Here is a 26,317-nt window from a genome sequence, read left to right on the forward strand (position 1 = left end):
AAATCAGGGTCTAACGCGATAACCGCCCGCCCGATGTTCGAAGTAAAGCTGTCTCGTTGAAACGGGTATTCCAGATCAATTAAATCGTTGGATTAAACAACTCTTATATTGAAAGAAAAATCTGGCGGAGGCGGTGAAATTATACAGCGGGCGCAATTCAGGGTTGCCAAGCCATCATTCTGTTTACGACGGAAAAAGTCGCATATGCGAAGGTTTTGGCGGAATTATCCCCACCAGACGTCGCTATCCCTCACGGATATAGACGCTTGGCGTCGCTTGAGCAGGGCGCGCTCGACACAACGAAAACCTTTCACTGGAACAAACCGCTTTATCAGAAAGGATCGATTATGATCGTGAAGCGAAGAACGCAGCTGCTTGCCAGCATGGTGGTGCTTGCACTGGCGTCACCCGTGCAGGTCGCGTTCGGGCATGACTGGGATCATGACCATTGGGGCCATCATGACCATGATTTTCCGCCTTTCGGTCATGACCATGGTTTTCATCATCACGATCATGCTGGTGCTGCCGTTGCCGCAGGGATTCTCGGACTGGCGATTGCCGCCGCCATTGCCGACAATGGCAACAACCGTCCTCACGATGTTTATGCTCCGCCGCCACAACCTTATTATGCGCCGCCGCCTTATCGCCTGAGCAACGGCATCACCTGTTATCCGGCGCAGCGGGCCTGTTACCTGGCGAACGGACATTATGCGGGCCTCACGACCCATTCGCAGTTCGGCAATTAGGACATATTATGAAATTTCATCATTTTTTACTGGGTGCGGCATTGCTGGCAGCCTTTCCAAAAGTGGCTATGGCTGAAGACGCTGCCAATAATCGGCTCCATGCCGCTTGGGACGCTCTGGCCAAGGGCGAAGGCGAATTTCTGTCAACGAAGCAATTTGCCAGCCTGAACAATCTCGCCTATCAGGCGGCCATCGTCAGGCTCTGCGATGGGCATGAGCTCGATCATGAAGCATTCCGCAGGAAAATTGAAGACGTCATCAAAGATACGGACAAAAAGCTGAGCGACGAGCAGGCCGATCTGCGCGAAGCAGCTGTTCTTGTGGCCTTCGGCGCGCGTTTTGGTCTGTTTCTCGCCGAAGGCAGCGATGACAGCAAGCCAGAGTTTTGTGCATCCGCCGACGAAATCAAATCCTCGCAGGACATTTCAGTTCTGGCGAAGTGAGGCGACTGCCGATCAAAACGAAGCCTCCCGTGCTGTCCGCGCGGGAGGCTTTTTGTCTAGGCGGTCATGCCTCATGCGGTGCTGCTGTCCGTCTGAGGAACCAGCGTGCACTTGCCAGACGGTCAATCTCCACAAAAATCACCGGTGTGATGAACAGTGTCAGCACCTGACTGAGCACAAGGCCGCCCACCACCGCCACACCAAGCGGCTGGCGCAGCTCAGACCCTTGACCGCCGCCAAGTGCTACGGGAACAGCCGCGAGAAGCGCACAGAATGTCGTCATCATGATGGGACGGAAGCGGCGAATAGCTGCCTGATGGATTGCTTCTTCCGGCGCATGGTTTTCATCACGCTTCAGGTAGAGCGCGACATCGACCATCATGATCGCGTTCTTCTTGACGATGCCGATCAGCATCAAAAGCCCGATCAGCGCTATTATCGACAGGTCGAAACCGGACAGCTGTAACGTAATCAGCGCGCCGAACGCGGCCGATGGCAGGCCGGACAGAATGGTCAGCGGATGCGCGAAACTCTCGTAGAGAACGCCGAGTACGATATAGATCGTAGCAACGGCGGCGAGGATCAGCAGACCCATATTGCCGGTCGATTGGGCAAAAATCTGCGCCGCGCCCGAAGGCCGCGCCGATACCGAGGCTGGCATGCCGATTTCACTGCGCAGTGCCGTCACGCGGTCGATTGCGGTGCCAAGCGAAACACCTGCGGGCAGGTTGAAGGACAGCGTGACCGATGCGAGCTGTCCCGACTGGTTGACGGTCACCGGCCCGTTGGTCCGCTTGATTGTGGCAAAGCTGGCGAGCGGAACCAGAGTACCCGATGACGATGGAACGCGCAGCGCGCCGAGTTGCGTTTCGTCCCACTGGCGGTTCTGATCGAGTTCCAGAATGACATCATAGCTGTTGCCGGTGGTCTGGATTTGCGAAACTGTCAGCGTGCCATAGGCGGCTTCCAGTGTGCTGCGGATCGCCTGCGAGCTGATGCCAAGACTTCCCGCCTTGTCGTGATCGATTTCGATACTCGCTTGCAGCGCGTTGTTTTGCAGGTCGGACGCCACATCGACAAAGGTTTGCGGTTCGGCCTTCATGGCGTCGGCCAGTTTCACCGACCAGGACCGGGCTTCGTCGGCATCGAGCGATTGCAGCACAATCTGATACTGGCTCTGCGTGCTGCGTCCGCCGAAACGGAGATTTTGCACCGGCGTTATATAGGCGCTGATACCGGGAAGGGCGGCGAGCGATTTGCGCAACGCGCTCAAAGTCTGGTCGAGCGGAGGGCGGCTGTCACGCGCTTTCAGCTGCACCAGCAGCGAGCCGGTGTTGAAGGTCGAGCCGCCGGGGCCGCTGCCGAGTGACGCCGTAACGTGCTGGACGGCGGGGTTTTCGGAAACGATCGCCGCCGCCTGCTGTTGCAGGTTGCGCATCGCCTGATAGGAAATATCCTGCCGCGCTTGCGTGGAAATGGTGAGAAGGCCAATATCTTCCTGCGGGAAGAAGCTGCGCGGCAGCGTCGTGAACGACCAGATCGAGCCAAGGAAACTGAGGCCGAACACCAGCAGCACCAGCGCCCGATGCCTGAGGCACCAGCCGACAGCGCGCCCATAGCTTTCTGTCACCTGATCGAACAGGCGAGCGATCCGGCCCGGTTTGATTTCCTTGTGCGGCAGGCGTGCGGCGAGCATCGGCGTCACGGTCAGCGACACGAGCGCCGAGGAGAGAATGGCGAGTGTCACCACCATGCCGAATTCGTTCAGCACACGCCCGACGATGCCGCCCATCAGGAGAATGGGCAGAAACACCGCCACAAGCGACAACGACATGGAGATGATCGTGCCGGTCACTTCCTGACTGCCCTTGATGGCGGCCTCAAAAGGCTGCATCCCCTGTTCGGTATAGCGCACGATGTTTTCGAGCATCACGATGGCATCGTCCACCACAAGGCCGACTGCCAGTGTGAGGGCAAGCAACGAGATATTGTCGATGGAAAAGCCGAACGCATACATGGCGGCAAATGTCGCAACCAGCGAAAGCGGCACGGCAAGCCCGGGGATCATCGTCGCCCAGAACTGGCCGAGAAACAGAAAGATCACCAGCACTACTAGGACAATCGTAATGCCAAGCGTCTTTTGAACATCGGCCACCGCATCGCGGATCGACCGGGATACGTCGTTGACGACAGAAATATGCATCTGCGCGGGCAGGGCGGCTTCGATCTCCGGCAGCTTGGCCTTGATCGCATCGACAACGGCAACCGTGTTTGATCCCGGCTGGCGTTGTACCGCAAGCGCAATCGACTGTTTGCCATCCAGCCAGCTGCCTTGATTGATGTTTTCCACGCTGTCGAGAACATTGGCTACATCCGAGAGGCGGACGATGCGATTGCCGCTGCCGGAGATGATCAGGCTTTTGAACTCTTCAGCATTGGTGCGCTGGGTTTTGGCATTGACAGTCAGCGCCTGCGACCCGTTCTGCAATGTGCCGACTGGCGTCTGGCTGTTCGCGGCGGCGATGGTATCGCCAAGGCCAGACAGCGACAGGCTGCGACTGTCGAGTTTGTCGGGATCGACCTCGACGCGCACGGCATAGGTTTTGGAGCCGTAGACCTGCGCCTGCGCAACGCCTGAAATGGTGGAAAGCGCTGGCGATATGATGTTCTGCGCGATGTCGTCCATCTGCGTCAGGCGTGCGCCGTCGCCGGTGAGCGCCAGAATGATGACCGGCGCATCGGCTGGATTGGCCTTACGGTAGCTTGGCGGCGTGGTCAGATTGTCGGGCAACTGACGCTGGGCGCGGGTAATCGCCGCCTGCACGTCGGCAGCTGCCGCGTCGATATTGCGCGACAGGTTGAACTGAAGCGTGATCGACGTGTTGCCGAGCGACGAGGTGGCGCTGATCGTATCGATACCCGCAATCGTCTCGAATTGCTTGATAAGCGGGGTTGCGACAGACGATGCCATGGTATCCGGCGACGCGCCTGCCAGCTGTGCCGACACGTTGACGGTCGGAAAATCCGCCTCGGGTAGAGCCGCGACTGGAAGCTGGAGATAAGCCGCGATGCCGCCGATCAATCCGCCGATGACAAGGAGGATCGTCGCAACCGGGCGGCGAATGAAGACTTCGGAAATGTTCATCGCCCTGGTGCCTTCATTCAGTTGGACGAGACTTTTGTCTCTGCGTCGTTGCTGGCCAGTTTGACCTTGCTGCCATTGGCAAGCGAGGCCTGACCTTCGGTCACGACCTTTTCACCGGGTTGCAGGCCAGCGCTGAGACCGGCCATGCCATTGGCGCGAAGCGCAACCGTGACCGGGCGCACTTCGATGCTGTTATCCGTCTTCACGACATAGCTGATCGAACCGCTTTCCTGCGGCTGCACGGCAACGCCGGGCACAAGCACCAGATTGTCTGCCTGTCCGGCTTCCACCAGTACACGCAGCGATTGGCCTGGCCAGAAATTGCCGGATTGATTGTCCAGCGTGGCGCGCAGACGCACGGTGCCGCTGGCCTCGTCGATTGTGTTGTCAAGGAAACTGACCGGGCCGCTTTCCGAAATATCCCTGCCGTCAGCCGATACTGCGGAAGCTGTGGCTTTTAGTGTGCCGGTGGCGAGCGTTTCGCGGATCAGCGCGATATCCGTTTCCGCTAGTGCAAAATCTGCGTAAATCGGCTTCATCTGCGTGATGGTCGCGACCGGCGAACCGGCGGAAAGATAGGCGCCAGCGGATACAAGCACGGCGCCAAGCTGGCCGTCGAAAGGCGCTATAATCCGGGTGTTGTCGAGGGTCACCTGATCAGCCGCCAGCTGTGCCTGATCGACTTGCAACTGGGCTTCAGCCACTTTGAGAGCGGCCAGCGCATCATCGCCCGCCTGCGATGTACTGACGCCCTTGTTGACAAGGTCTTGCATCCGCTTCAGCAGGATTTGCGCATTGTTCAGCGTGGCCTGCGATTTGGCGACGGAAGCCTGATCTTTCACGACGGTGGCGCGGATGGCTCGGTCATCAAGTTGAGCGATCAGGTCGCCCTTTCTGACGATGGCCCCGTCCTTGACCTTGAGGATGGCCACATTGCCGGGCTCGGGACTGTTGACTGCGGTGGAGGCGACGGCAACCACCGTGCCGATGGTGCTGCGCTGGATCGGCAGCGATCCAGCGGTTGCAACCGCGACCTTGACGGCATGCTCGGCACTGGCCGAGCGGCTACCGCCTTTTCGACTGTCTGTCTGAACTGCGTTTGGAGCACTGGTGCCGTTCTGTTTCGTGGTATGTTGCCAGCCGACAAAACCGGCACCGGCAACCAATAGGATCGGGACACCCCAAACAACCCAACGCTTCACTCAACGCTCCTGTCAACGAAGGGATACGCCGTAATACCGGCTGTCCGAACGCTAACACAACGGTGCCGCCCGGCAATTAAATTGATTGAGAGCGGCAGTTGTTCACTTCGTGATAATGAGTGATGCCATTATTAGCAGAAACGCGTGTTGTTGCTGGCCGTTATTGAAGAACACGGAGAATATCGCGGACGACTTCCGCCTGCAGCGGGCGTTGTTTTTCGATGTTGAAATGGCCGACTTCCTTCACGCCGGAGAAATCGCGGTTGTCCAGCTTCCCCTTGAAACGGGGGCCGGGTACCAGCGGAAGCCCCCAACCGTGCTGCGAGAAATAGAAATTCACAACGCGGCGGATATTTCCTGGCAAGGGATCGGGTGCCGTGGCGGCAAACGAGGCCATGTAATCCACGCGAATGCCTTTTTTCTCAAGGACTTCGGCGATGGAAATAATGGCATTGGCACCCAATGAATGGCCGACGAGAATGACCGGCTGCGGGCCATATTTCTGCCGGTCGGCAATAATCCGGTTGGCGACGAGCCGCCAGGCGGCGTTGCCATCGACATGCGCATCTACACCTGCGGCCTGCAATTCTGCACCGATTTCATCGATGCCGGCGGAAAAGATATTGGCGAAACCGCGCAGGAGATAGACGTCGGGGCGTCCCGGCTGGGCGGCGTTTCCCGTCTTGTCATTCGTAGCGGGCACCTGTCCGGCAGGTTTCGCCGATTTGGCGTGTGCTGCGACCGGCATCGCGGCCAGCACAAGGCCAGAAAGCAGCAGAAAGCGGCGGCTGATGAAATTTTTCGCCGAATTGCCTGATTTGTTCGTCATGTAAAAATACCGGGGTTATGGCCAAGGTCTCGGAATAATACGTCCGGTGCGCCTGGCATATTCGTCATATGAAGCGCCGAATGCGTTGCGCATCATCGCTTCTTCATGGCCTACGCGGTAAAAATAGAGAATGCCGACACCAACAATGCCCGCCAGTCCGGCGAACCAGTTGGGGAGCAGGCAAAACTGCGCTATCGCCCAAAGCCAGAACGATAAATACATCGGATGGCGGACATATTTATAGAGCCCATCCGTCACGAGTTTGTGTTCCTTGCGGATTTCCAGCGACACCGACCAGTTCTTGCCGAGTTGGCGATGACTTGCATGAAACAGCCATAGAAAGGCGAGTTCCACGACAAGGCCGATCCAGCCGAGCCACGGCTGAAAGGTATAATCAGCAAATGCTGGAAAGCCCGTTGCAACATAGATAATCGGGATCAGCGACAGGCCGACGGTCGCGGCAGCCAGCGCCGCCCGGTCGGGCAGTGTCTTGGCATTGGTCGTAACTTTGATCTTGCGGGCGCGCCGCTGGTGCGGCACCCGGATGACCACCCACGCAACGAGGCCAATGGCCCAAACGATCATTGCCAAGGTGGGCGTCATTCGGAAATATCCTTTTCTGGCGACGAGCCGCCCACAATATGGTCACGCACACGGTCTGCGAGGAAAATCGGGCCGCAGCAGACCTGAAAGAAATCGTACCAATAGGGCTTCGTATTGCCGAATACATATTGATAATGCACGCGAAAGAGATTGCGCCTCACCCGCGTGTAAGTCTCGGCCAGCAGCATATCCTTGATGCGCACCTGACGCACGAACGGAAACCTTCTGCCCTCCGCACGCTTGAGCTTCATTTCCGCCACCGGGTCGGTTTTATAGAAGTTGATAGCGTCGGTGAGGCACTGGATTTCCACCCACTCAAGCTTACCATCATCGGTAAGTCTTTGCACGTCTTCACGAAATCTCTTGGCTGCCGGATGGTAGCCCGCCTTGAGCGCCGTGGAACCAAGCGTCAGAATGGTAACCTTCGGCGCGCGCGTTGAAAAGGCTTGGTCTATGGCCAGACAACGGGCGGCGACATCCAGCATCAGCATGCCGCCGGTGCTGTGGCCGATCAGGATGACCTCGTCATATCTGCCCGCTCTGACGCGCTGGACAATGCTTTCCGCAAAACGCTGCATCAGCGCTTCGGCATCCGGTCGCCTGCCGCGAAAGAAGCTCAACGAGAAGGACCAGAGATCCATCAGATGATTGGTGGACCAGCGTTTGCCCAGCACCATCAATGCGAACGAGAACACGGCAAGCCCGATGATCCAGCCAAGTGCGCCAAGCCAATGCGCCGTGAGACGAACGGCGGCATATCCCAACAGCGCGAACAGGACGATTGCGAGGAAAGGATAGAGGAAATAAAGCCCGAAGCGCCAAGCTTTGGCAAAGAATTGGAAAGCCGTGCCGGAAAAGACGAAGTCGGCAAAAGCGCGCAGATATTTGCCGAGCCGAACAGGCAGGGGCCGGGCGAAATCTGCCAATACGATGCTGTCGAGTGCGAGAAAATTGAAATCGGTCGTCGTTGACCAATCTTCGTGCGCAGCACGGGTTTCGATGGTTGCAAGCCCGATCTCGTGATCGGGTGCCTGATCCACGGAAGAGACCGCTGACTGGTAGCCCCACAGCGTGTCGAAACGAGCAATTTCCTTACGCAGCCGCTTGAAAAACGCGTCTGGCGTTTTCGGATCATACCCGCCAATAAAGAATACGGCACGCCGCTGGACCGACTGATTCATGCCGAAAGCGTAATTTGCATCTTATGCATTGTCGAGATTAAACCGCATCGCATAATATTGAAATTCTTTGGCCTTTCTTTCTCAAGCATGAGCTTTCAGCGAGAAAAAATTTCCGGTCCATTTCAGCAATTTTGCATGATGGCTTTATGACGGAAGCTTTGTCGAAACAAATGGATAGCAGGGCTTTTGCTGTTTGGCGCAACAGCCTGCGCGCCTTCTGGCTTGGTGCGACGGACGCTTTGCAACTGGCGAAAACGTGATATGGCGAGAGCGGCGCGATCCGGGGAGGACGCTGTCAGATTCTTGCAAGTTCTGGATCGCATATTATGAGCCGCACTATTCTCTGCCTGGGCGCCCTTACGCTCGACACAATCCTCCGCCTTGACGCATTGCCGGAAAAAGCCGGGAAATATCTGCCCAGAGAAGCGGTGCAGATCGCAGCCGGTATGGCATCGAGTGCCGCAGCCGCCATCGCCCGTCTTGGGGGCGATGTGGCGCTTTGGGCATCGACCGGCGACGACGCCACCGGCGAGCGGGTGATTGCTGAATTGCGGGCCGAAGGCATCGACTGCTCTCATATTCGCAGGCTTCCAGGCGCGCGCACCGCGTTTTCGTCGATTCTGGTTGATCCGTCCGGCGAGCGCGTGATCGTGCCGTTCTATGATCCGCAACTGGGTAGCCCGGCTTCAAGCGTGCCGCCTGTCGAAACAGGTGCATTTGCAGCGGTCATGGCCGATGTCCGTTGGGCTTGGGCCGCAGAAACCGGCCTCAAGGCCGCGCGTCGCGCCGGTATACCCGCCATTCTTGATGCAGACACGGCCCCGGTCGAACGCCTTGAACGACTGTTGCCGCTTGCAACGCACATTGTCGCGTCAGAACCCGCCGCCATCAGCCTGACGGGAACGGCGAATTTGAGCGAATGCGTCGCGATACTGGCCAGCCGCTATGATGTTTTCACAGCCGTTACCGCTGGCGCGCAGGGGTGCTACTGGACTGAACGGGCCGGGCATTCGGTGCAGCATGTCGCCGGGTTTCCCGTAAAGGCGGTCGACACGCTCGCTGCGGGCGATGTCTTCCATGGCGCCTTCGCGCTCGGTTTGGTCGAAGGCGGCGCGATGCATGACATCATCCGCTTTGCCAATGCCGCCGCCGCCATCAAATGCGCACGGTTCGGCGGACGTTCCGGTTCACCAAGCCGGGCAGAAGTGCAGGCATTTATGGAAAGCGGACTGTTTCCGGTTTAAATCTCCAATCCCCAAAATTTACATAAATGCACAGTGAACTCGAATTGACTATTTACTAACATGTTAGTATGTGCCAACTTACAGTTCAATCTTGGGAGGAGACGGCTTTGCCAACAGATTCTGGGCCCCAAAACAATTCTGGGCAGAAGCGCTTCGGGCTTTCTGCAGCGCTCACAACGCCATTCGATGCGGATGGCAAGATCGACGTCAAGCGTGCGCTGGCGCATGCCAAGGCGCGTCTGGATAGCGGCTGTTCCAGCGTCACGCTGTTCGGCACCACCGGCGAAGGATCTTCGGTTGGCGATGCGGAGCGCGCAGCGCTTCTCGACGCATTCATCGCGCAGGGATTTCCAGCAGCCAATATCGTTGTCGGCGTGATGGAGAACTCCATTGCCGATGCGGTGCTTCAGTCGGGCGATGCGCTGCGTCGCGGCTGCAAGGCCATTCTTCTGGCGCCGCCGTCCTATTTCAAGAACCTTTCCGACGATGGCCTTTTCAACTGGTTCTCCGCCGTGCTGAAGGGTCTCGGTTCGGATGCGCGCGATATCATCCTTTACAACATCCCTTCGGTGACGGCGGTTGAACTTTCGGTCGATCTGGTCGGTCGTCTGCGAGTTGCTTTCGGCGCGATTATCTCTGGCGTGAAGGATTCATCGGGCAACTGGGCTTATACCGAGAAGCTTCTGGCTGCGCATAAGGACATTGCAATCCTGATCGGCGACGAGCGCGATCTCGCCGCCGGTGTTCGTCTCGGCGGGCAGGGCGCGATTTCCGGCATGGCCAATCTGTTCCCGGACCGCCTGCTGCGCATGATCAATGACGGGCAGGACGATGCCGAACTGGTCGATGCTGTGCGCAAGCTTCTCAACTATCCGGTGACGCCTGCGGTGAAGGCGCTGGTGGCGCGGCATACCGGCGATCAGGAATGGCGCCGTGTCCGTGCACCGCTGGTTGCGCTGAACGATGCGGATTTCGATGCAATTGGCAGTGTATTTGCCGGATTGCATATGGCAAAGGCGGCCTGAGCCGGGCATAAGCGTTGCAGACATGCTGCGGAAATGTGGGAGACGTTTCCGCAGTATAACCAAAGCGGTTGGGGGAGGACAAAGCCTTGGCGGAAGATCAGAACGAGCCGGTGAAGTTGCGGGACAAAGCCTATCAGAGCTTTACCCAGCATTTGCTGGCGCGCGATTTCCATCCGGGCCAGTTCGTCTCGCAGCGCCAGCTCGTGACCATGACCGGCCTGCCGCTTGGCGCAATCCGCGAACTGATCCCCCGGCTTGAGGCGGAAGGTCTGATCAAGACCGTGCCGCAGCGCGGACTTCAGATCGCACATATTGATCTCAATCTCATTCGTGAGGCTTTCCAGTTTCGCTTGTTCATCGAGAAAGAGTCGGTTGCCATTTTCTGCCAGTCGGCATCGGATGAATTGCTGCGTTCGCTGCGGGCCGAGCATGAAGACACGCTGAACCGCGCCATGAGCGAAGGCGAAACGCCGGAGCTTGAGGAGCGGGCGCAGAATATCGACTGGAGCCTGCACGACACCATTGTCGCTTCGCTCGACAATGAAATCATCTGGCGCGCTTACCAGACGAATACGATCAAGATGCGCCTGATCAATCAGGAGCGTTTCCGGATCACCGGGCGCGTCATTCCGGTCATGCAGGAACATCTGGCGGTCCTGACGGCGATTGAAACCCGCCACCCGCAAATCGCCATGGATGCCATCGCCGTTCATATCAACAATGCGCGGAAGCTGGCTTTACACATCTAGATCAAACAAAGGCCCAGCAAGAGGAGTTGCCGGGTTTGAAACATAGGGGAGGAGCAGAATGAAACTATTTCATCCGACACGTCGCCAGTTTCTGGCGGGTTCAGCGGCCATCGCCGCATCCGGCGTGACAGGCATCAGCCCGTCTTTCGCCGCTTCCACGGTTGACTGGAAGAAATATGCGGGCACCACGCTTGAGGTGAATCTCATCAAGAGCCCGCGCGGCGAAATCCTTCAGAAGCATCAGAAGGAATTCGAAGAGCTGACGGGCATCAAGGTTCATTCCGAACAGATGCCGGAACAGCAGCAGCGTCAGAAGGCGGTCATCGAACTGACCTCCGGTCGCCCGAGCTTCGACGTCATTCACATCAGCTATCACGTGCAGAAGCGCCAGTTCGAAAAGGGCGGCTGGCTTGCCGATCTCAACCCGTTCCTGAAAGACCCGACGCTGACCGATGCGTCGCTGACGGAAAACGATTTCGCAAGCGCTGGTCTGACCTTCGCCAAGGACGCCAATGGCCGCTTCGGCGCATTGCCGTTCTCGGTCGATTACTGGATCATCTACTGGAACAAGGACCTGTTCGCAGCCAAGGGTATCGAATATCCGAAGACCTTCGAAGAACTGGTGAAGGCTGCGGAAGCGCTGACCGATCCGTCTTCGAACACCTACGGCTTCGTGGCCCGCGGCATGAAGAACGCCAATGTTCCGGTCTGGACGAGCCTGATGCTCGGCTATGGCCAGAGCTCGGTCGATGCCGACGGCAATCTGAAGACGGATTCGGCAGAAGCCATCGAAGCCGCCAAGCTCTATCAGCGCCTGATGACCAAAGCGGCACCTCCCGGTGTTGCCGGTTTCAACTGGGCCGAATGCCAGTCGAGCTTCCTGCAAGGCAAAGTCGGCATGTGGCTCGACGGTATCGGCTTTGCGCCGCCGCTCGAAGATCCGAACAAGTCGCGCGTTGTCGGCAAGGTCGGCTATGGCGTCATCCCGGCTGGACCGAAGGCCCAGGCTGCACCGACCACCGGCGACGGCATCGGCGTGACCGAAGCTTCTACCAAGAAGGAAGCCGCCTATCTCTACTGCCAGTGGGCCATTTCGAAAGAAATGGGCGCTCGTCTGCTGCAGACGGGTTCGGGCGTTCCGTTCCGCAAGTCGATCATCGACGATGCGGAAGTGCGCAAGGGCGTGACCATGCCGGAAGGCTGGGTCGAAGCCCTGTCGAAATCCGCACCAATCAGCCAGCTCTGCCTGCCGGTTATCGTCCCGGTCACGGAATTCCGCGACATCATGGGCGTTGGCCTCACCAATCTTCTGAATGGTGCCGAAGCAGAAGCTGAAATGAAGCGCGCGACGGAAGAATTCCGTCCGGTCCTCGCACGGAGCGAAGGAAAATGACATCTGCCGCCCCGACAGGAGCAACAAAGAGCATGAATGGGGAGGCCGCCACAAAGGCGGCTTCCACAACCAGAACCGGTAGCAAGTCTGGCAAAAGCCATCTGAAACCGAGTTACTGGCCGTTTGTGCTTCCCGCCTTGATCACCGTCGGGGCGGTGATCGTCTTCCCTTGGCTGTTCACCCTCTGGATGAGTGCCAATCAATGGCAGCTCGGCGGAGGCATCAGCTTCGTCGGCTTCGACAATTATATCCGTCTGGCAGCCGATGCGCGCTTCTGGGATTCCATGTGGCACACGGCGGTCTATACGGTGCTGTCCGTGGTGGCGCCCATGGTGCTGGGCACGATTGCCGCTCTGATCTTCGACAGCAAGCTGCCGATGCGGGGCCTGTTGCGCGGTATCTTCGTCATGCCGATGATGGCGACACCTGTTGCCGTCGCTCTGGTCTGGACGATGATGTATCACCCGCAGCTCGGTGTGCTGAATTATCTCCTGTCGCTGGTCGGGATCGGTCCGCAGGAATGGATTTTCAATCAGAACACGGTTATTCCGTCGCTGGTCGCGGTCGAGACCTGGCAATGGACACCGCTGGTCATGCTGATCGTGCTCGGTGGCCTTGCCTCCATGCCGCGCGATCCGTTTGAAAGCGCTGAAATCGACGGCGCGAATGGCTGGCAGAAATTCCGCTACATCACGCTTCCGATGATCCTGCCTTTCATCATGGTGGCCGTCATCATCCGCTCGATCGATGCGCTGAAAAGCTTCGACATCATCTATGCGATGACGCAGGGCGGCCCGGGCACGGCATCGGAAACCATCAACATCTATCTCTATAACGTGGCGTTTTCGTATTACGACATCGGATATGCTTCGGCGATTGCCGTGGTGTTCTTCATCGTGATCATCGCCATGTCCATGATCCTGCTGGCGCTTCGCCAGCGGACCAAATGGAACGCTTGAGGACCGGCTCATGGCACGCAAGTCAATTCTGTCGAAGCTCGGCACTGCGCTTCTTGTTTTCGTTATCGTTTCGCCGGCGCTTTTCTTTTTCATCTGGATGCTGTCGCTTTCGCTCAAATACGAAATCGACAACGGTGCCTATCCGCCGATCCTGATCCCGGAACGTTTCGCCTGGTCGAACTATACGCAGATTTTCGAAGCCAATGATTTTCTGCTCTATTTCTGGAACAGCCTTCTGGTGACCGGCATGGCGACACTGCTCGCCCTTCTGGTCGGGGTTCCAGCGGGCTACGGCATCGCGCGACTCAAGGCGCATAAATCGGCGATTGTCATCATGATCGCCCGCATGACGCCGGGTCTGTCCTATCTGATCCCGCTGTTCCTTCTGTTCCAGACACTGAGTCTGCTTGGCACGCTCTGGCCGCAGATCATCATCCATCTGGTCGTCACTGTTCCAATCGTGATCTGGATCATGATCGGTTATTTCGAAACGACGCCGATGGAACTGGAAGAGGCGGCGATAATCGACGGCGCGTCCTCGTTGCAGGTGTTTCTCAAAGTAGCGCTGCCCATTGCCAAGCCCGGCATCGTGGTGTCGCTTATTCTTGCAGTGATCTTCTCCTGGAACAATTTCGTGTTCGGGATCGTGCTCGCAAGCCGCGAAACGCGCACGCTGCCGGTCGCTGTCTATAACATGCTTTCCTTCGAACAGGTGAGCTGGGGGCCGCTCGCTGCCGCAGCACTTGTGGTCACTCTGCCTGTTCTGTTGCTTACCGTCTTCGCACAGCGCCAGATCGTTGCAGGTCTGACCGCAGGCGCCGTCAAATAAGAGTTGAGGTTCAAGATGGCATCTGTATCCATCCGTAATGCAGTCAAGAAATATGGCAATGTCGGTGTTCTGCACGGCGTGTCAGTCAGCATCGAGGACGGCGAGTTCGTCGTGCTCGTCGGCCCTTCGGGCTGTGGAAAGTCCACGCTTCTGCGTATGATCGCAGGGCTTGAGGAAATCAGCGACGGCGAAATCGCCATCGGTCCGCGCGTGGTAAACGACCTGCGCGCCAAGGAACGCGACATCGCCATGGTATTCCAGAACTATGCGCTTTATCCGCATATGACGGTTGCCGACAATATGGGCTTCGCGCTCATGCTCAAGAACGCGCCCAAGGAAGAGCGCGACAACCGCGTTGCGCGTGCAGCCGAAATTCTCGGCCTCAACAAGCTGCTCGACCGCTTTCCGCGCCAGCTTTCCGGAGGTCAGCGCCAGCGCGTGGCCATGGGCCGCGCCATTGTGCGCGATCCGCAGGTGTTCCTGTTCGACGAACCGCTCTCCAACCTTGATGCCAAGCTGCGCGTGCAGATGCGCGGCGAGATCAAGGGCCTGCATCAGCGCCTGAAGACCACCACCATCTATGTGACCCACGACCAGATCGAAGCCATGACCATGGCCGACAAGATTGTGGTGATGCGCGATGGTCTGGTCGAGCAGATCGGCGCGCCGCTCGACCTTTATGATCGCCCGGCCAATATGTTCGTTGCGGGCTTCATCGGCTCGCCGTCGATGAATTTCATCAATGGCAAGATCGAGGAAGGTTCGTTCGTGGCTGAGGGCGGTTTCCGCCTGTCGCTGCCGCAAGGTGACTATTCCAGCCTTTCGGCCAAGGCCGTCTATGGCGTACGCCCCGAGCATATGAAGATCGCAGAAGGCGGCGTTCCGGTTACGGCGGAAATCGTCGAGCCGACCGGTTCGGAAATCATGGTCATGGGCAAGCTCGGCACGCAGCCGATCACCTGCCTGTTCCGTGAGCGTTTGACCGTGCGTCCAGGCGATGTGCTGCCAATCGCCATTGATCCGGCAACGAGCCACGTCTTCGAGCCGGAAAAGGGGATGCGTGTCAGCGCCTGACCATTTCCATTGAACGGCGAACTCCTTTAATACTCAGACTCTCGGTAATGTGAGAGTCTGGAGAATTCTATGCAGCCAATCTGGGCCGTGGGTCTGATGACCGGCACCGTTCTCGATGGAAATATCGACGTCGCGCTTTTGAAAACGGATGGCGAGACGGTCGATATATTCGGCACCTATGCGCTGAAGCCTTATCCGGACGGTATTCTGGAACTGTTGCAGCAGGCGCAGGCCGAAGCCCGCGTTTGGAATTTTGAAGGCCCGGAACCGGCGATTTTTGCCGAGGCGGAAGATGCCCTGACCCGAGCGCAATCGGCTGCCGTGCGCGCGCTGGTTGAAGAAAGCGGGCTGATTATGGCCGATATCGGCGTTGTCGGTTTTCATGGCCAAACCGTGTTGCATCGTGCGCCACAGCCGGGACGGCTTGGCGATACGCGCCAGCTTGGCGACGGTGCGCTGATGAGCGAGTTGCTGGGCACAAAGGTTGTCTATGATTTCCGCACCGCCGACATTCGTGCAGGCGGACAGGGTGCGCCCCTGGCTGCAATCTATCACGCGGCTTTGCTGCGCAGTGCCGATGCCAGCGGCGATACGGCGATTCTCAATCTCGGCGGTGTCGGCAATATTACATGGTGGGATGGCGGCGACACGCTGGTCGCCTTCGATACCGGCCCGGCCAATGCGCCGATCAATGATTTCATGAAAGCGCGTGGTTTGGGCGAGATGGACCGCGACGGCGCGCTGGCGGCGCAAGGCGAGGTTGACGAAGCGCGCCTCGCCAAACTGCTTGAACATCCTTATATGACCGCGCCTTTTCCGAAATCGCTGGACCGCTTTGACTTTACAGCTGCTATGGCTGATGGCCTCAGCGATGAAGACGGGGCTGCAACGCTCACCGCTTTCACCACATCGGCGGTGGCAAAGGCGCTCGATATTCTGCCACAGCGCCCGAACCGGCTGGCGGTCTCCGGTGGCGGGCGTCACAACCCGACGATGATGCGTATGCTGGTCGAGCGTGCTGGCGTCGAGCTTGTGCCGGTCGAGACCTTGGGCTGGCGGGGCGATGCGGTTGAGGCTGAGTGCTTCGCGTTTCTCGCCGTGCGCGCCTTGCGTGGCTTGCCGATCAGTTTTCCAAGCACAACAGGCGTACCTGCGCCCATGACAGGCGGAAAGATCGCGGGCTGAAAGGTCCGCATCAAGGATTTATCTTTTTAAGGGAAATCTGGATAGCAAAACGCCCGCAGCAATTTGGGAGGAGGAGAGTTGCTGCGGGCGGATTGGTAAAGCGCGATTGGGAGGAGGAGTATCGCGCTTCAGGTTCGGTTTTTGGGAGGAGGAGTAAAACCGAACAACTGCAAAATAGAGCCGTGAGCCGGGCCTTACAACAACCGATCCTGCAACCGAGATATGCGTATTTTGCAAGGCGTTAAAACGCGCCCCAAAACGAAACCGCCCCAGCCGCGAATAAACGCGCTAGGGCGGTGAATCTCCGCCAAAGCCCCCAATGGCGAGATGCAAGATTAATAGCACGAGTCGCGCCCTGGTAAACGTTGTCAAGGGCCTTCGATGACAAAAAGAAGCGCACTATGTCAAAACGGCAACAATTCCGGTGCGCAGTGCGCATCGGCCTATCTCCTTGGAAAGTGCGGGCTATTTAATGCAGCTTTTCGGCATCCAGTTTGGGCATCATGGCGAGAACCTCTGGCAGTTCGCGCACCTCACAGGCGGGGCTGAAATACCAGCCCTGCAAATGATCGCATTTCATGTCACTCAAAAGGTCGATCTGTTCGATGGTTTCGACGCCTTCGGCGGTCACCGTCTTGCCGAGACTATGGGCGATCTGAATGACGCCGCGCACGATGGCCCGATCTTCCGGTGAAGCCGCGATATTGGCCACAAAGCTGCGGTCGATCTTAAGGCGATCAATCGGCAGGCGGCGCAAATGCGTGAGCGAGGCGAAGCCGGTTCCAAAATCATCAAGGGCGACTTCCACGCCTGCCATGTGAAGCCGTTTGAGACCCTGTTCGACGCGCTTTTGCGCAAGGCCGAGCAACATGCCTTCCGTCATCTCCGCGCTGAAGCTCTCCGGTCCGATACCGGTTTCGGCGCATAATTCAAAGAAGCGGTCGAGAAAGATATCCGAGCGGAAATCGGAATTGGTCAGATTCATCGCAATGCGATGCAAGGGCGCTTCCGCCTGACGCAGCGATTGAGCATCCGCAAAAATCCGCTCCAGCATGAACATGCCGAGCGCCGCCCGTATGGCCGGGTCTTCAAAGCCTTCGCCGAAATAGGCAGGCGTGAGCAATCCCCGTTCGGGATGACGCCAGCGCATCAGCGCTTCCAACGAAATTGCCTGACCGGAAAGCAGCGGAATGATCGGCTGATAATGCAGTTCGAATTCGCCATGTTCCAGCCCGCCCTCGATCTCTTCATAGAGCGCGGATTTGCGCCGGGCGACTTCGCGCAGCTGCGGCTGGAACACTTCCACGCGGTCCCGTCCCAGAGCCTTGGCTTTGTAGAGCGCGAGATCTGCCGCCTTGAACAGATTGCCGACATCCTTGCCATCGCGCGGAAAGCGCGCAATGCCGAGGCTGGACGATATGCGCCGTGGAGTCGTGCCAATCACCATGGGCTGACGAATGGCTTCGAGAATTTCTTCGAAAAGCTCATCGGCTTCGCAGTCCGTCGCGCCGACGAGAATGAGGCTGAACTCGTCGCCGCCCATGCGCGACATGAACAACTGACTGTCCTCGAAGGACCGCAGACGCTTGCCGATATTCTGGAGCAGAACATCGCCTGCGTGATGCCCGAACGTGTCATTGACCTCCTTGAAGGAGTCCACATCGAGCAGCGCCAGATGGAATATGCCGTTGGACCTTTCGTGGTCCTGCACCTGCATTTCCAGATATTCCTGAAAACGACGGCGGTTCGGTAGTCCGGTCAGCGGGTCGAGATTGGCCAGCCGGTCGAGATGTTCCTTGCTGGTCCGCAAGGCGCTTTCAAGTTTCTTGCGGTCGGAAATATCAAAGCGGATGGCCGTGTAGCTATCCACCTTTCCAGCAGGTGACAAATGCGGGACGATGGTTGTATCGACCCAGTAATGCGAGCCGTCCTTGCGCCGATTGCAGATTTCGCCGTGCCAGATTTTGCCATGGGCGATCTCGCGATACATGTCGCGAAAGAAGTCCTTGCTGTGGACGCCCGAATGCAGGATGCGGTGGTTCGCGCCGATCAGTTCGCGCGCCGTATAGCCGCTGATCTCACAGAACTTGCGATTGACATAGGTGATGATGCCGCGCACATCCGTGTGAGCGACAATCGCAGCGCTGTCGAGCGCATAGCGAATGAAGTCGTCTTCAAGATCGGGCTGCAAGGGCTTTTGCAGCTTCCGCGCAATCTCTTCAACAGCGTCGGTAAAAGACGATGTCTGCTGGTCCAGAGCGTGCTTCTTTTCCGGCGCCGCTTTTTTCTCTGTCATGCGGTATGTCTCAGCATGGGGGATGTTGCTGCTTAATCATATCAAATTTTATCCGTACTTTCCAGAATATAGTATTATTGTTTAGAAATATACAATCTAGTGAATAATTTGAAAATTACATAAGTATCCTCGTTTTATTTAAACTCAGCTTCAACCTACGGTAATCAATTGTATTTCCGGGTTGCTTCTAGGTATGGTTGTTTATGTGCTGGCGTCCAGTCGAGCCTATTTCCGCAGACGTTCGGCAATACGGGCTCTGTTGATCGCCATTGCTTCGTCGGAAGGTTCCCAGTCGCAACACCATTCAGGCGGGATGCCGATCGGCAATTCATGGGTTGCGGTGAACTGGGGCGCGTAACCTCTGGCCTGCATTTCGGCCACAAGCGAGGCCTGACGTTTCGCCAGATAGCCGAGGCGCATATAGAAAAACCGGACATGGCCGGTTCCAAGCGTGTAGGCGGGCGGGTTTCTCCGATCCGTGGTGGTTTCGCCGCGCTGGATCGCTGCTTTCACAAGGGCGAAAACACGCGGCAATTCCCGGTATTCCGCAATAAGATGCGGCCCGGTCAGCTCCGCTGGGGGAATGCAGTTAATGCGTGTCAATTCTCAAAATCCCGCTCGCCCTGAGATTGAATTCGAGAACCGAATAGGCCAAGTCGCCCTGATGCTCAAGCTAATTTAGCTGGCTATTAAAAGATAAGGCCTTGAGATCAAATGGAAATGGCGGCAAATCTGCCGCCATCCAAGCCGTTTCGTTCGCTCTATCTGTGATCGCTCAATGCGCAATCATGACATGGCGCACGGCGGTATAGTCCTCAAGCGCATAGATCGACATGTCCTTGCCATAGCCGGATTGTTTCAACCCGCCATGCGGCATTTCATTGGTCAGCATGAAATGTGTATTGATCCAGGTGCAGCCATATTGCAGGCGGGCTGCGGTCTGCATGCCCTTGCTGACATCTTTGGTCCACACCGACGAGGCAAGACCGTAATCGCTGTCATTGGCCCATTGCACGGCTTCATCGACATCGCTGAAGCGCGTGACCGAAACAACCGGACCGAAGACTTCGCGGCGTACGATTTCATCATCCTGCGTTGCTCCGGCAATCACGGTCGGCTCGAAGAAGAAGCCGTTGGCGCCCGATGTCTTGCCGCCGGTCGTCACCTCGATATGCTTATGCTCGCGGGCGCGGGCGACAAAACTCTCGACACGATCCCGCTGACGGCGGGAAATGAGTGGTCCGATCTCGTTTTGGCTGTCGTCTTCCAGATTGTAGCGGATGCTGGAAACGGCGGATGACAAGTCAGCGACGAAACGATCATAGATGCGCGCATCGGCATAGATGCGGCAGGCGGCGGTGCAGTCCTGACCGGCATTGTAATAGCCGAAGGTGCGAATGCCGTTGACGACAGCTTCCACATCCGCATCGTCAAAGACGATGACCGGCGCCTTGCCGCCAAGTTCCAGATGGGTGCGCTTCACGCTCTTGGCTGCCGCCTGCAAGACCTTCTTGCCGGTTGCGACGTCCCCAGTGATCGACACCATATCGACACGCGGATGATTGATCAGCGCGTTGCCGACCGTTTCACCACGTCCCAACACGATATTGACGACACCCTCCGGCAGAATATCCGCCAGCAGTCTGGCCATTTTCAGCGCGGTCAGCGGCGTCTGTTCGGATGGTTTGAAAACCACCGTATTACCGCCCGCAATGGCTGGCGCCAGTTTCCACGCCATCATCATCAGCGGATAGTTCCACGGGGCGATGGAGCCGATGATGCCGACCGGATCGCGGCGGATCATCGACGTGTGGTTCGGCAAATATTCGGCGGCAATCGGTCCGTGGAGATTGCGCACCGCGCCAGCAAAGAAGCGGTAACAATCGACAATGGCCGGAATCTCGTCATTGATGACGGCGTTGATCGGTTTGCCGCAATTAAGCGCTTCCAGTGTGGCAAAGGCCTCCGCATCGCGCTCAATCGCATCGGCGATCTTGAGAAGGTAGTTGGAACGTTCGCCGGGCGTGGTGCGCGACCAGCTTTTGAACGCCTTGTCGGCGGCGCTGACTGCGGCATCGACCTGCGCCAGCGAGGCTTCCGGCAGTTTGAGAACGGTCTCGCCGGTCTTGGGATTGAGGACGTTTTCCTCGGTTTCCGTGCCAGCTTCAAAGCGCGAGCCAATCAGCATTTCGGTGTTCATATCGTTCTCCCTTGTGTCATTTCCCGTGACCGGCGACCTGATCGCCATCGCGGGTGAGATAGTAGGCGGCGAGGATGGGCAGGAAGGTCACCAGAACCACTACCATGGCCACCACATTGGTGACGGGGCGCTGGCGTGGCCGGATCAGTTCCTGAAGCATCCAGATTGGCAGGGTCATCTGCTGGCCGCCGGTAAATGTGGTGACGATCACTTCGTCGAAAGACAGTGCAAAGGCGAGCATGCCGCCTGCGAGCAAGGCCGTTCCGATATTCGGCAGGATCACATAGCGGAAGGTCTGGAACCCGTTTGCGCCAAGATCCATCGAGGCTTCGATCAGCGAACCGGAAGTGCGTCGAAAGCGGGCCACGGCATTGTTGTAGACGACCACCACGCAGAAGGTGGCGTGACCAAGCACAATGGTCCACATCGAAAACGGAATGTCGAACAGCGAGAAGGCCGAGCGCAAGGCAATGCCGGTGACAACGCCGGGCAGTGCGATGGGCAGGATGACCAGCAGCGAAATGCTTTCACGTCCGAAAAAATGGGTTCGGCTAACAGCAGCGGCACAGAGCGTACCAAGCACGAGCGCAATCAGGGTCGCAATCGTGGCCACCTGCACGGAGAGCGCAAGCGACGACCACACATCGGCACGGTTCCATGTCACGGCGAACCATTGCAGTGTGAAGCCCGGCGGCGGCCATTGATAGCTTTTCTCTTCCGTCGTGAAGGCATAGACGAAGATCAGCAGGATGGGCAGATGCAGGAAGGCGAGGCCCAGTCCGGCAGCAAGCTTCAATCCGAAGGAAGCGCGGTTGTTGCGATCAGAGCGCATCGAAAGCCCCCTGTTTCTTGGCGATCCAAAGATAGATGGCCATGATGACGATCGGCACGACGGAGAAGGCAGCAGCGAGCGGCACATTGCCTGCCGTTCCCTGCTGGGTATAGACGGCTTGTCCGATGAACAGGCGCGACGAGCCGATGATCTGCGGAATGATGTAATCGCCGAGTGTCAGCGAAAAGGTGAAGATCGACCCCGCGATGATGCCGGGCATGGCGAGCGGCATCAGCACGGTTCGGAAGGTTTGCGCAGGCGTTGCTCCGAGGTCGGACGAGGCTTCCACCAGATTGCCCGGCACACGCTCCAGCGCCGCCTGTGTCGGCAGGATCATATAGGGCAGCCAGATATAGACAAAGACGATGAACGTGCCGAGATAACTGACCGACAGTGAATTGCCGCCGATAATTGGCACAGACAGGATGCCGTCGAGCAGCCAGGACAGGTGCAATTTTGCGAATATCCAGGTCAGAATGCCTTCCTTGGCAAGGATCAGCTTCCACGCATAGACCTTAACCAGATAGCTAGACCAAAGCGGCAGCATGATGCCGAGATAAAACAACGCCTTCCAGCGGCCGCGCGCATAGCGGGCGGCATAATAGGCGATTGGAAAGGCGACGAAGGCAGACGCAACCGTCACCAGTGCGGCCATTGATACGGTGCGGATGATGATGTCGAGATTGGCGGAGTTTAAAAGCTGCGCGTAGGTCGCGAGCGTGAAACTATAGTCGATGAGCCCGGAAAAATCGTCGACCGAGAAGAAGCTCTGTAACAGAAGCGCGATCAGCGAGCCGATATAGATAATGCCCAGCCACAAAAGCGGCGGCGTGAGCATGAGAAACAGCAGCATCCCCGGACGACGCCAGAAAAGGTCGGAGAGACGACCAAGTATCCCGCCGTGCTGCGGCAGGATGGAGGTCGGATTGGCCCCAGAATTTGCTCCGGAGTTTCCGAGTGTGGAAGCCTGCGCGCCGCTCATGCTGCCTGATCCATGTAATGAACGTCAACCGGATTCCAGACGATGCGGATATCCGATCCCGTCTCGGGAACACTTGCACCTGCGGGCAGCATGACATGCAATCTGGCACCTTCGGCTTCAACCCCGAGACGTGTGGCGGAGCCGAGAAAGCTGGCGGTTTCGATCCGCGCTGCAACGCCGACCTTGTCGCCTTTATCTGCAAGGCGAATGGATTCCGGCCGGAGGCTGGCCCAGCGGCGCTCGCCGCCAAATGCGGCCATGATTTCCGGTGCGACGACATTGGAAGAGCCGACAAAATCCGCAACGAAACGGGTCTGGGGACGATTATAGATTTCCTGCGGTGTTCCGGCCTGAACGATGCGGCCATTGTTGAAGACTGCGATGCGGTCCGCCATGGACAGTGCTTCGCCCTGATCGTGGGTCACGAAGACGAAGGTGATGCCGAGCGCCTTTTGCAGGCTCTTGAGCTCTTCCTGCATCTGTTCGCGCAGTTTGAGGTCAAGCGCGCCGAGCGGCTCATCGAGAAGTAGCACTTTCGGCTTGTTGACGAGGGCGCGCGCCAGCGCGACGCGCTGCCGCTGCCCGCCGGAAAGCTGGCTTGGCTTGCGGGCGCCATAGCCGGGCAGCTTGACCAGTTCGAGCATTTCCTCGGCGGCGCGGTGGCGTTCAGCCTTTCCGGCACCCCGCACCATCAGCCCATAGGCCACATTGTCCAGAATGCTAAGATGCGGAAACAGCGCATAATCCTGAAAAACCGTGTTGACGTTGCGCCGATAGGGCGGCACGCCACCGGCGCTTTCGCCAAAAATCTCTATTGTTCCGTCGGTCGGCTGTTCGAAGCCCGCGATCAACCGTAGGCAGGTCGTCTTGCCGGAACCGGAAGGGCCCAGCATGGCAAAGAACTCGCCGGGCGCGATGGTCAGGTTGACGTGATCGACGGCCCGGACTTCGCCGAAGTGCCGGCTCACATTTTCAAAACGAACTGCTGCTGTCATGGCTCTACCCATCATCGAGAACGCCAGCCTCCGTTGGCGGGCGCGTCTGTCCGTTCCCTTCCTTCAGCTGAAGGAAGGGCAATGTTTGTAATTGTGATGGTCGATGTCAGCGACCGCCAATGACGCCGATATAATCCGACACCCAGCGATGATAGGGTACGCATTCGCCCTGGCTTTCGCATTTGGCCGTCGGTGTGCGCCAGAAGCTGATCTTGGCAAAATTATCGAAGCCGTTGATCGCGCAGCCTTCGTCGGTCAGAAGCGCATTGCCCTTACAGGCTGCTGGAACGGACGGTACGGCACCGAACCATGCGGCGGCGTCGCCCTGAACCTTCGGTTTTAACGAGTGCTCGAACCACTTATAGGCGCAATTGGGGTGCTCGCTATCCACGTGGAGCATGGTGGTGTCAGCCCAGCCGGTTGCGCCTTCTTCTGGGAAAGTCGAGCCGACCTTGGCATTTTCCGACTTCAGGAGATTGACCTGGAACGGCCATGAACCGGAAGCCACGACGCCCTCATTCTTGAAGTCATCGATCTGGATCATGGCGTCGTGCCAATAACGGCTGACGAGCTTACGCTGCCCGCGCAGGAGATCGAGCGCTGCCTTATACTGGTCTTCGTTGAGTTCGTACGGGTTCTTGATGCCGAGTTCCGGCTTGTGCTTCATGAGATAAAGCGCGGCGTCGGCGATATAGATCGGCCCGTCATAGGCCTGTACGCGGCCCTTGTTGGACTTGCCGTCCGGCAGGGTCTGTTCTTCGAACACCACGTTCCAGCTCTTCGGCGCTTCGCCCTTGAAGACCTCGGTGTTGTACATCAGCACATTCGGACCCCAGAGATAGGGCACGCCGTAATGCACGCCTTTGACGGTGAACCACGGCGCATTTTGCAGCCGTTCGTCCACCGTTTTCCAGCTTGGGATGAGGTCCGTATTGATCGGCTGCACGCGCTTACCCGCCACGAGGCGCAATGAGGCGTCACCAGAGGCGGTGACGAGATCGAAGCCGCCTTCATTCATCAGCGCCACCATTTCGTCGGAGGTGGCGGCAGTCTTCACACTGACCTTGCAGCCGGTTTCCCCTTCGAAATCGGTGACCCAGTCGTAGTTCTTATCGGTTTCGCCGCGTTCGATATAGCCCGCCCAGGCCACGATGCTCAGCGCGCCTTCACCTTCGCCAATTGCTTTCAGCGGTTCGGCGGCAATGGCCTGCGTGGCAAAGCTCGCGACGGCCATTAAAGCGGTACAGGATTGCAGAAATTTTCTCATCGACCACTCCCGTTTTATTCACATTCAGTGATTTTGTTCCCGGAGCAGATGGTGTGCTTAAACCCTGCCTTTCGCAAATTCATTTATCGGAAAGCTGGTATCGATTTTTCCGATATCGGAGCTGGTGTGCTAACGCAGTCGGCCAGAACGCGCAGCCTCGGCAATGCCGATGAAGTCGCGTGCGGATTGCGGCAGGCTCGATCCTTTTCGCCATGCCATACCAATCTGCACGACGGGCAGCGATCCCGAAACATCGCGGCTTTCGATCCGGTCGCCTTCCAGCGACCAGGGGCGATAGACGAGATCGGGGAGGAGGGCTATGCCCGCGCCCGTGGCCACCAAACTGCGCACGGCTTCCACCGATCGCGTGCGGAAAGCCACATGCGGACGGGCACCGAGGGCGGCCAGAAGTTTGCCGGTATTTTCCTCGATTTCATCAACCGTCAGCATGATCAGCGGTTCCTTCGCGATATCACTGACTGAAATGCTGTCGATGGAGACGAGCTCGTGCCCGAGCGGCAGCCACAACCGATAGGGCGAGGTTTCGAGAATTTCCGCATGTAGCGCCATGCGGTCACGCAGGTTTGAAATCACCATCACCGCCACGTCCAGTTCACCGCCAACAAGCAGATGTTCCAGATAGGAACCATTGTCTTCGATGGCGCTGATTTCGACGCCCGGAAAGGCGCGGCGATAGCGGGCGAGCAGGTCGGACAACACGTAGCCAGCGACCAGCGATGTTACACCAAGATTGAGCTTGCCTTTTTCCTGAATGCGCTGGTCGACGAAAGAGCGGCGGGCATCCGAAACGCCGGTCAGAATCTTGGTGGCGTGGCGCAGAAACTGATGGCCGTTATGTGTCACCGTCAGGCCGCGGGGATGGCGCTCGAAAAGCTCGACATTCAGGTCGGTTTCCAGCTCCTTGATCGCCTCCGTGACAGAAGACTGCGAAATTGACAATTTTTGCGCCGCACGGGTGATCGACCCTTGCTCCGCAACTGCAACGAAATACTGTAACTGCCTTAATGTAAACGCCATTTCGGCAGTTAACCGTGACCGGTGAAAGATTGCAAGAGTGGTGGATAGGAACTAAAAGCGGATGATCTGAACGGCGTTGTATGCTAGTTTTGCAACACTG

Annotated in this window: 23 protein-coding genes; 10 read left to right on the forward strand and 13 right to left on the reverse strand. The window is 57.8% G+C overall.

Annotation, left to right across the window (positions count from 1 at the left end; translation table 11 throughout):
* Window positions 1–266: 266 nt before the first annotated feature.
* Entirely contained in the window at window positions 267–746 is a 480-nt protein-coding gene (locus HWD97_RS02955; protein ID WP_109367675.1) for a hypothetical protein, read from the forward strand.
* 8 nt (window positions 747–754) lie between these two features.
* Complete coding sequence (locus tag HWD97_RS02960; RefSeq protein WP_109367674.1) at window positions 755–1,189, forward strand: hypothetical protein; 435 nt, start codon at window positions 755–757, stop codon at window positions 1,187–1,189.
* A gap of 64 nt (window positions 1,190–1,253) precedes the next feature.
* Here the strand turns inward: HWD97_RS02960 and HWD97_RS02965 are convergent, their stop codons facing one another.
* The 5 genes from HWD97_RS02965 to HWD97_RS02985 form a co-directional block, all read right to left on the reverse strand.
* Window positions 1,254–4,334, reverse strand: a complete 3,081-nt coding sequence (locus HWD97_RS02965; RefSeq protein ID WP_371834691.1) for an efflux RND transporter permease subunit — start codon at window positions 4,332–4,334, stop codon at window positions 1,254–1,256.
* Window positions 4,335–4,351: 17 nt separating this feature from the next.
* Window positions 4,352–5,338 carry an efflux RND transporter periplasmic adaptor subunit gene (locus HWD97_RS02970; RefSeq protein ID WP_371834741.1) on the reverse strand — a complete coding sequence of 329 codons (987 nt, stop codon included), beginning with the start codon at window positions 5,336–5,338 and terminating at the stop codon, window positions 4,352–4,354.
* A 358-nt stretch (window positions 5,339–5,696) separates the two neighbouring features.
* Complete coding sequence (locus tag HWD97_RS02975) at window positions 5,697–6,329, reverse strand: lipase (protein ID WP_121538805.1); 633 nt, start codon at window positions 6,327–6,329, stop codon at window positions 5,697–5,699.
* Between the two features lie 51 nt (window positions 6,330–6,380).
* The gene (locus tag HWD97_RS02980) at window positions 6,381–6,968 is read right to left on the reverse strand and encodes a protein-S-isoprenylcysteine O-methyltransferase (RefSeq protein WP_109367671.1); all 588 of its coding nucleotides are present in this window, start codon (window positions 6,966–6,968) and stop codon (window positions 6,381–6,383) included.
* Window positions 6,965–8,149 (reverse strand): alpha/beta fold hydrolase, encoded by a 1,185-nt coding sequence (locus HWD97_RS02985; RefSeq protein WP_109367670.1) that lies wholly within the window; start codon window positions 8,147–8,149, stop codon window positions 6,965–6,967. Before HWD97_RS02985 ends, HWD97_RS02980 begins: the two co-directional genes overlap by 4 nt.
* Before the next feature lie 326 nt (window positions 8,150–8,475).
* Here HWD97_RS02985 and HWD97_RS02990 point away from each other — a divergent pair, with 326 nt between their 5' ends.
* The 8 genes from HWD97_RS02990 (at window position 8,476) to HWD97_RS03025 (ending at window position 16,607) form a co-directional block, all read left to right on the forward strand.
* Complete coding sequence (locus HWD97_RS02990) at window positions 8,476–9,393, forward strand: PfkB family carbohydrate kinase (protein ID WP_109367669.1); 918 nt, start codon at window positions 8,476–8,478, stop codon at window positions 9,391–9,393.
* Between the two features lie 68 nt (window positions 9,394–9,461).
* Entirely contained in the window at window positions 9,462–10,418 is a 957-nt protein-coding gene (locus tag HWD97_RS02995) for a dihydrodipicolinate synthase family protein (RefSeq protein ID WP_121538750.1), read from the forward strand.
* Window positions 10,419–10,504: 86 nt separating this feature from the next.
* Window positions 10,505–11,167 carry a GntR family transcriptional regulator gene (locus HWD97_RS03000; protein WP_109367667.1) on the forward strand — a complete coding sequence of 221 codons (663 nt, stop codon included), beginning with the start codon at window positions 10,505–10,507 and terminating at the stop codon, window positions 11,165–11,167.
* 58 nt (window positions 11,168–11,225) lie between these two features.
* A complete protein-coding gene (locus tag HWD97_RS03005; RefSeq protein WP_109367666.1) occupies window positions 11,226–12,560 on the forward strand; it encodes an ABC transporter substrate-binding protein in 1,335 nt (444 codons plus the stop codon).
* Window positions 12,557–13,519, forward strand: coding sequence for a carbohydrate ABC transporter permease (locus tag HWD97_RS03010; protein ID WP_109367665.1), 963 nt, complete (start codon window positions 12,557–12,559; stop codon window positions 13,517–13,519). Before HWD97_RS03005 ends, HWD97_RS03010 begins: the two co-directional genes overlap by 4 nt.
* 10 nt (window positions 13,520–13,529) lie before the next feature.
* On the forward strand, window positions 13,530–14,348 hold the full coding sequence (locus HWD97_RS03015; RefSeq protein ID WP_109367664.1) for a carbohydrate ABC transporter permease: 819 nt from the start codon (window positions 13,530–13,532) through the stop codon (window positions 14,346–14,348).
* 15 nt (window positions 14,349–14,363) lie between these two features.
* Window positions 14,364–15,422, forward strand: coding sequence for an ABC transporter ATP-binding protein (locus HWD97_RS03020; protein WP_121538752.1), 1,059 nt, complete (start codon window positions 14,364–14,366; stop codon window positions 15,420–15,422).
* A gap of 69 nt (window positions 15,423–15,491) precedes the next feature.
* Window positions 15,492–16,607, forward strand: coding sequence for an anhydro-N-acetylmuramic acid kinase (locus HWD97_RS03025; protein WP_109367662.1), 1,116 nt, complete (start codon window positions 15,492–15,494; stop codon window positions 16,605–16,607).
* 469 nt (window positions 16,608–17,076) lie between these two features.
* Here HWD97_RS03025 and HWD97_RS03030 read toward each other — a convergent pair whose 3' ends face one another.
* From HWD97_RS03030 to HWD97_RS03065, 8 genes are all read right to left on the reverse strand, one after another.
* Entirely contained in the window at window positions 17,077–18,903 is a 1,827-nt protein-coding gene (locus tag HWD97_RS03030; protein ID WP_109367661.1) for a bifunctional diguanylate cyclase/phosphodiesterase, read from the reverse strand.
* A 225-nt stretch (window positions 18,904–19,128) separates the two neighbouring features.
* A complete protein-coding gene (locus HWD97_RS03035) occupies window positions 19,129–19,506 on the reverse strand; it encodes a pyrimidine dimer DNA glycosylase/endonuclease V (RefSeq protein WP_109367660.1) in 378 nt (125 codons plus the stop codon).
* Between the two features lie 172 nt (window positions 19,507–19,678).
* Complete coding sequence (locus tag HWD97_RS03040; protein ID WP_109367659.1) at window positions 19,679–21,103, reverse strand: gamma-aminobutyraldehyde dehydrogenase; 1,425 nt, start codon at window positions 21,101–21,103, stop codon at window positions 19,679–19,681.
* A gap of 16 nt (window positions 21,104–21,119) precedes the next feature.
* A complete protein-coding gene (locus HWD97_RS03045) occupies window positions 21,120–21,935 on the reverse strand; it encodes an ABC transporter permease (protein ID WP_109367658.1) in 816 nt (271 codons plus the stop codon).
* Complete coding sequence (locus HWD97_RS03050) at window positions 21,925–22,917, reverse strand: ABC transporter permease (RefSeq protein WP_109367657.1); 993 nt, start codon at window positions 22,915–22,917, stop codon at window positions 21,925–21,927. The genes HWD97_RS03045 and HWD97_RS03050 overlap by 11 nt, the downstream gene beginning before the upstream one ends.
* Window positions 22,914–23,912 (reverse strand): ABC transporter ATP-binding protein, encoded by a 999-nt coding sequence (locus tag HWD97_RS03055; RefSeq protein WP_109367656.1) that lies wholly within the window; start codon window positions 23,910–23,912, stop codon window positions 22,914–22,916. The genes HWD97_RS03050 and HWD97_RS03055 overlap by 4 nt, the downstream gene beginning before the upstream one ends.
* A 106-nt stretch (window positions 23,913–24,018) precedes the next feature.
* Window positions 24,019–25,179, reverse strand: a complete 1,161-nt coding sequence (locus HWD97_RS03060; protein ID WP_121538754.1) for an ABC transporter substrate-binding protein — start codon at window positions 25,177–25,179, stop codon at window positions 24,019–24,021.
* A gap of 129 nt (window positions 25,180–25,308) precedes the next feature.
* On the reverse strand, window positions 25,309–26,217 hold the full coding sequence (locus HWD97_RS03065) for a LysR family transcriptional regulator (RefSeq protein ID WP_109367654.1): 909 nt from the start codon (window positions 26,215–26,217) through the stop codon (window positions 25,309–25,311).
* Window positions 26,218–26,317: the final 100 nt, after the last annotated feature.

The organism is Ochrobactrum sp. C6C9, assembly GCF_022627935.1.
In the GTDB taxonomy this organism is placed as follows: domain Bacteria; phylum Pseudomonadota; class Alphaproteobacteria; order Rhizobiales; family Rhizobiaceae; genus Brucella; species Brucella teleogrylli.